Here is a 6,831-nt window from a genome sequence, read left to right as displayed (position 1 = left end):
CACAAGTGCGACGCGGCATCCGGCGGGTGCGGCGCACAGACGACCTGGCTTTCGCTTTCCTCAAACACTCTGGACTCTATCCTGAACTATATAAGGTATTATGCGAGACTCAATAAGTGTATTACGCGAGGTTCAACAGCGCCTTCTTCGCCCGCGCATAGATCTCATCCAACGCGCGATGCCTATCATCGTCGAGGTGGAACTGCGGCTGGAAGTCCCGGATGCGTTGCCGGCATTCCTCCCCTGCCCGATCCTTGAGCGTCATTCGATGCTGCATCCAGGATCTCAGCTTCTCACGCACCAAGCGGTTCGACGAGGGCATGATGTGCCTGAACTTGGACGCGGTGTGGATGTGCGAGATGAACGCCTCCTTGCCCAAGCAGACCTCCCGGAGCAGGTCATACAGGGAATCGTCGATGCTCAGCAGGTCCGGGTGCGGATTGAAGGCCTCGATCATCTCCCGCAGGTAGCTGACCATCTCCACGTCAATGACGAACTGCACGCCGCTGAACAGATCATCTACGCACAGGCTGCCGAGCCCGGAGAAGTCGCGCGCGCCCTGCACGGCGGCCATGAGCGCCACCGCCATCTTCTCCAGCGCAGCCTGCTCGTCAATCGCGCTGGAGGATGTCTCCAGCAGCGTGCCCGGGCGCACGTACCAGCCGGTGCTAACCCTGGCCAATGCCGGGGTGATGCGCGCATGCAGAAAGGCCATCAGGTGTGGCGCAGGTCGGTCATCAGCCCGGCGTGGAGCCTCACCGGCACCTCCAGCTCGGGGTCGAAGGTGCGAAACAGGGTGTAAACGCTGAACATCTCGGCGACATACATCGCCAGCGTAGCGGTGGCGGTGACGGGCTTGGTGATGCCCATCATGGGGTAGTCGAGGATGTGGAACTGAATATTGCGCTGCGTCTTCCACCGCGGGTAGAAATCCAAGAAGATGTCCAGGTCCTTGTCGTCAATCATCATCGGCTGAACGACGCAGAGCGTGATGTCGAAGGGCTTACCCATGACCTGGTGCATCTCGTAGAGAAATGGCGTCTGACTGCGATGCTGGTAGTCGTAGGGCCGAATGTTGTCCGCTTCCTGCCAGCAGATTCTGAAGCAAGCCAGCGCGCGCAGCAGCGGCGGCAGGTCCTGAGGCATGACCGGGTAGTTGCCCCCGATGCCGAACGAGTTGACCAGCTTGATCAGGTCCCGAAGATCCTGGCAGGTCGCAGGCCGGACCTCCTCGGTCTCGATGTCGATGACCTCCATCGAGAACCCGCCGCACGCCATCGTCCACGGCCGGTCCTGCGGTGGTTGCCTCTGACCTTGCGCCGAGCGGCGCAGCCCCTCCTGGTATCTCTCGATGTTGGCGCGCAGCAGGCCCACGTCGAAGTGGACGCGCTCGCCCTCGATGCGCACCCCGGGCTTGCCGCGGATGGCGTCGAGGAATCCGTCATGGCGCACGACCAGGCCCACTTCGGCCGCCAGCCGCGCGCCGAGATCACAGCACCGGTCGAGCAACTCAGGCGTCAGGTCTGTCCCATACTCGGGGTAGGCGTAAATCACCCCATGACCTCGCTCAGCGCCACTCGCTGGCCGGTGCGATGGGCGATCTGCGCCGCCTCGACCACCACTATATGCTCCAGCATGTCCGGGTACGCGGTCGGCGGCTTGCCTGTGCGCACCATGTCGCGCAGCTTGCCCACTATGCGCGCCGCCCCGCGCAGGAACTCCGGGTCGCCGATGGGGCCGGAATGAATGGCGCCGAGCTTGCTGTAGGCCTCGACGTAGAAGTTGCAGCGTTCGGGGAAGACATCCACGCCGGTGTTGAGGATGATGACATCGCGGCCGTTGGCCAGATGCAGGTGCAGGTACTCCAGCGGCAGCGTGCCCATCGCCTCCACCCACTCTACGCCCTTGCCGAAGACGTTGAGGGCCAGGGCGATGCCGTGGATGATGTAGGCGAGGCGATCCTCGATCCCGCCCAGACGGTCGCGCGCCGCGATGTTTTCCTGCGACATCGCGCCGCCGACACCCTTAACCACCCCCAGCTTTACCCCGCCGATCTCCTCGGGCCGGCACTGCATCCCTACCGCCGCTTGCGCCAGCTCGGTCCAGTTCGCCCCTTGCGGGCCGATTTCGTCGAAGCGGCGCTTGAAGCTGTCCGCCGCCACCACCTCGCTCAGGATAGAGGCGCTGTAGAGCGGCGCGTGATGCTTGCACGCGAGGTCAACCATCGCCCGCGCGTCCTGCAGCGTCAGCGCGAACGGCTTGTCCACGAAGGTGGGGATGCACCGCTCCAGGAACGGGGTAGCGAGCGCCAGGTGATCCCCGCCGCCGCCGTCGCAGTCGGATATGAAAGCGGCATCAATGTCGCTGGTCATCTCATCCAGTGCCTCGCACACCCGCGGTTTGCCCAGGAAGGTCTCGCTGAAGTGGCGGGCGCGCTCCGGGTCGCGGTCATAGCACTTCACGCTCTCGAAATCGTCGCAGGTGGGCAGGATGATATGCTTGTCATCGTACCAATCGGTGGCATAGAAGTGCACGATCTTGTTGTGCTTCCCCAGCGGCGTGGGATCGCACGGCGCCATCAAGGCCCCATAGTAGTAGCCGTGCGTATCACAGCGCACCAGGGCGAGGCGAACCTTGCGCGGTCTTCCCATGGTAGCTCCTTCACATGCAAGTCATGGAGTCGTAATGTTCCTCCTGCGCTGGGTCCAAGATTCTGCCCAACCCACTGTCCACTCCTACAGGGGAGCAGTATAATACGGTGCCGCTCCCGCTGGCAACCATCGTTCGGATCTGCGGTTCCCTTCACCGGCCAGGATTCCCTTCTCGCTTCGGCAGCCTGCTGCCGAAGCGAACCTTGTCTTGACCTGGGTTACGTTTGCTTGCCAAAGTGCCCTGGCATCGAAATCTGCCACCTCGTCCGCATCTCCGCAGTCTCGACCTATGGTGAGCACCGCCGAACCATGGCAGGTCGTTTTCCTCCACCGAGGCACCTTGGTTGTAGACGAAGGACCACGGCACGGCCGGCCCCGCACAGACTCGCGTCCGCGGGCCGCTTGCCCGCATCATAGCCCGGCGGCTGGTTGATATTCCCTGCGTTTGAGCCCGCCGCCATGTAAGGCACGTTCATTCCCGACCGCCCGTTCCCATGGTGACAGCCACGTTACGTCCCTTGCGCACCCGCTTGGGCAGCCAGGTCACCTGCTCGGCTTGCGGGAGAAAGCCGTTGCGAACTGGTAAACTCCCTCCGGGGCTACCACCGCTCTCAACTTTGCCGGTCAGCGTTAGCAGGGCCTGCGGATTCCCCTTCACCTTGAGCTTCGCTCCTGGGCGTTTGCCGCCCGGCCGCGGGTCTTCATATGGTTGTCAAATGGCAATGAGACAGGCTGTGCTTGTTAACCGCCCGGGAGGCGGCTCTCGCGGGCGTGTGAGCTTGCCCTCAGCCGTGACCCACGCCGGCCGCGAGTTAGGGCCCTGACTTGCGCCGCGGTTCAGCATGGACTCGCATGAGGTCGGTCCGCAGGGAAGCGATTCTGGCGCGCAGAAGAGCGCTTCAGGTTCGGCCCCTGGTGGCCCGCCGCGAGAACTATCGCAAGCTCGCGCGGAGGGATCAAGAATCAAGAGCAGGGGCACCCGAACTGTACCTTGATTCATCCCCTGAAAGGTCCCAACTTTGCTGAGGATCGACATAGAGGCGAAGTATGAACCGGAGCGGATTGCCGTCAAGGGCAGGACCAATTGTACTCGGCGTTGTTGTCGCGATGATACATGCGCCAGCGTTCGGCAGCGCCGCGGCGGGCACAGACATGGCAAACGAAGTGCGAGCGAAGAGCGATCGTGACAGCTCGCTGTCGGGCCGTGCCGGCTCGAACGGCGCCCTGTGGCCGACCTATCGCCACGACAGCGCGCTGACCGGCTTCTCCCCCCTCAAGGGCGGGCTCGACAAAGCGCCGAGTGTGCTGTGGTCGGCGGACCTGGGCGGCCCCACGGTGGCGGCAGAGCAGGTGCGCCTGGAGGATTTTGACGGCGATGGGCGGGTGGAGCTGCTGCGCATCTTGCCCGATCGCCTCATTTGCCAGGACCTGCGCGGCCGGCTGCTGTGGGATTCGGGCGGCCTCGCGAACCTGGTGGTGGATGACATCCGCGACCTGGCGGGCGACGGCACGCGGGGCATCCTCGTCACCGCGCGCGCGAACCTGGAGCGGCGCCACTACGCTGTGAGCGGCCGCAGCGGCAAGCGCACCCTGCTCTACACCAGCTACAACGAGTTCGGCGGCAGCCGGCGCCTCGGCCACATCCTGCCCGGCGTCCGCGGCCAGCAACTGTGCCTGTGGTGGAGCGCAACGGTGATGTCCGGGGGCGACGTGCCCGCCTACGGCTGCCTGTGGAGCTTCGAGCAAGGAGTGGACGATCCTACCGTCCGCTTTAAGGTCGAGGAGTCTGGGGTTATCTACGCCCCGCAGCACCTCTTCGCCGACATGGATGGCGACGGCCGCACCGAGATGGTGATGATCTCCCATGAGCAGATGTGGCTCTACGACCTGGAGACCGGCGTGCGCAAGGCATACGCGGCCTTCCCGCCGCAAATCCGCTCCTACGTTTCGTACATCGCGGCGCTGCCGCTGGCGTCGGGCGAGCTGCCGTCGCTGCTGCTGATCAACCCGCATATCCCGGGCGTCGAGGTCATCCGCCAGGACGGCAAGTCCGTCCGGCGCGTCTGGAAGCAGGTAGTGGGGCCAGCCGAAGACCAGTACCAGGAGAAGGTCAAGATCACCGCCGGGGCGCGCAATCCTTTCGTTGATCTCGACGGTGACGGGCAGGTCGAGATCCTGGCCGCGGTCGCCAATGAGCATGATGACGGTCTGACCCACCTGGTGATCTTCGGCGCCAAGCGGGGCGAGAGACTGCTCGACGCGGCGGACCTCAAGGTGCTGGCGATTGACGACCTGGACGGCGACGGCAAGCCGGAGGTGCTGCTGCAGAGCGGCGACACGCTGCGCATCGCCGACTGGAACGGCAAGGCATTTGTCAACCGCTGGCAAGGTAAGGGAGCCCAGCCGCTGCTGCAGCCGGAGCGGCCGGAGGGCATCCTCGCCGCGGGAACATCTGTCGGCGCCAATATGCCCCTATGGCGCGCGACACCTGGTGGCCGGGAGTTCCTGATGCGCTTCCCCGACGGCGTCTGGAGCTGCCGCCTGGCTACCGGCGGGGGCCTAGTGCAGGTGGCGAAGGCCGAGCGGCATCCCGCGCTGGGGAACGCGGACCCCCCGAAGCCCGCCGTCGAGACCTTCCGCTGGGACGGCCACACCCTGGTGACGCTTGAGCAGGGCAAGGAAGTGGCCCGCTGGGAGATGCCCCAGCGCCGCGCCTACCTGGCGCCGCCCGCGCTGGTGGGAATGCTTGAGGGCGAACGGCGGGTGGTGGTGCGGGATAGCGACGGGCGACTCGTGTCCTACTCCGAGCGCGGCGACGACCGGCGGGTAATCCTGGAAGGCTGTCCAACCTACGCCGGGGCCGCGACCATCTGCGACCTGGACGGCGACGGCGCGCAGGAAGTCGTCGCCCACTCGGTGGATGCCCAGGGCCGCGCCTGTGTCGCGGTTGCCGACGGGCGAGGACAGGTGAAGCGCCGCATCTATCCGCCCGGGGGAGTGTCCGACTTCGCGCTCGGCCCCACCGGCCGCCTGGGCGCGGGGCAAGGGCGCTGGCTCGTGCTCACGTACGCCCCGCCCTACGACCTGATGAGCGTGGCCGCCTACGACGGCAAGACCGGCGCCCAACTCTGGGTGCGCCATTCCTACGGCCTCTACGGCACCACCCCGGTCAAGTTCGTCCTGCACGTGCCGACCGCGGTCTATGACTACGATGGCGATGACGCTGATGACCTGCTGGCCGCATCGGAGAACTTCTACGGCATCATCAGCGTCAAGGACAACCGCGACCTGGTGCCTGCCCCGCTTTCCCCTCCCTTGTCCGACACCATCCCGGGCCACTGGACCGCCTACGCCACGCCCATGGTGGCGCCCATCCTGGGCGGCGGCGAGCCGCAGGTCTTCTTCAGCCGTTCGTTCGCCCTAGTGCTGGTCACCGACCTGCGCGGCCGGCCGATCTGGCATTATGGCCTCACCCGCGACACCACGCCGGTCGCCCACCCGGCGCTAGCCGACCTGCGCGGCGACGGCAAGCTGGGGGCCGTCATCGTCCAGCCCGATGGCCTGCTGCGGGCCTTCGACGCGGGGCCGCTCGACCGGAAGTGCCCCACCTGTCGCGCTGACCAGCCGCTGACCGATGTCAATCATTCCGGGAGCCTGCTGTGGGAGTTCCGCCTGCCGCCGCCGGTGCAAGACCTCGCCTGCGCCGACCTCGACGGGGACGCCGAGGCCGAGCTGCTGTGCGGCGCGGGCGACGGCGCCCTTTACGCGCTGAAGACGACGGCGGGAGTGTGCCGCATCCTGTGGAGCGTGCCCCTCGGCGCGGCCGTCGGAGCTCCGGTCGTGGCCGATGTCAACGGGGACGGGCGGGCGGAGATCGTGGTCGCGACGGAAGATGGTAAGATTCACTGCCTCGGCCGTGGCGCAGGCTGAGGAGCGTGCAATTATCAAATGGCTTTGGGCCCCCGGTCGAGCGGGAGTCGCGGTCGGCTCATGGGTTCCCGTGGCATTCGATGCCAGATAGTCAGGCCTCGATTGAGCAGTCCGTAGGGAATGGAGAACGGCTGTAGTGGTTAGCCGCCTGTGAGACCGGTACCCACGGGCGGTTCCGTCGGCTGAAGACAGCTCTTTAGGGCAAGTCAGACGCCAGCAAGCCGCTTTACACAGGGCAAACGTCGGCGCT

At 65.6% G+C, this 6,831-nt stretch carries 4 protein-coding genes; 1 reads left to right on the top strand and 3 read right to left on the bottom strand.

Annotated elements, in window-relative coordinates; genetic code table 11:
* Positions 1 to 121: 121 nt before the first annotated feature.
* From VM221_09655 to VM221_09645, 3 genes are read right to left on the bottom strand one after another with little or no spacing between them, the layout of a single operon-like run.
* Positions 122 to 682 carry a trimethylamine methyltransferase family protein gene (locus VM221_09655; GenBank protein ID HUT75079.1) on the bottom strand — a complete coding sequence of 187 codons (561 nt, stop codon included), beginning with the start codon at positions 680 to 682 and terminating at the stop codon, positions 122 to 124.
* 32 nt (positions 683 to 714) lie between these two features.
* Positions 715 to 1,554 (bottom strand): trimethylamine methyltransferase family protein, encoded by an 840-nt coding sequence (locus VM221_09650; GenBank protein ID HUT75078.1) that lies wholly within the window; start codon positions 1,552 to 1,554, stop codon positions 715 to 717.
* Complete coding sequence (locus VM221_09645) at positions 1,551 to 2,651, bottom strand: Gfo/Idh/MocA family oxidoreductase (protein HUT75077.1); 1,101 nt, start codon at positions 2,649 to 2,651, stop codon at positions 1,551 to 1,553. Before VM221_09645 ends, VM221_09650 begins: the two co-directional genes overlap by 4 nt.
* Before the next feature lie 1,152 nt (positions 2,652 to 3,803).
* On the opposite strand from VM221_09645, the gene VM221_09640 reads away from it, so the two are divergent.
* Positions 3,804 to 6,581, top strand: coding sequence for a VCBS repeat-containing protein (locus VM221_09640; protein ID HUT75076.1), 2,778 nt, complete (start codon positions 3,804 to 3,806; stop codon positions 6,579 to 6,581).
* Positions 6,582 to 6,831: the final 250 nt, after the last annotated feature.

The sequence above is a fragment of the Armatimonadota bacterium genome, from assembly GCA_035527535.1.
Lineage (GTDB): Bacteria > Armatimonadota > Hebobacteria.
The sequence above is the reverse complement of the archived record's forward strand: the minus strand, read 5'-3'. Positions and strand labels throughout refer to the sequence as shown.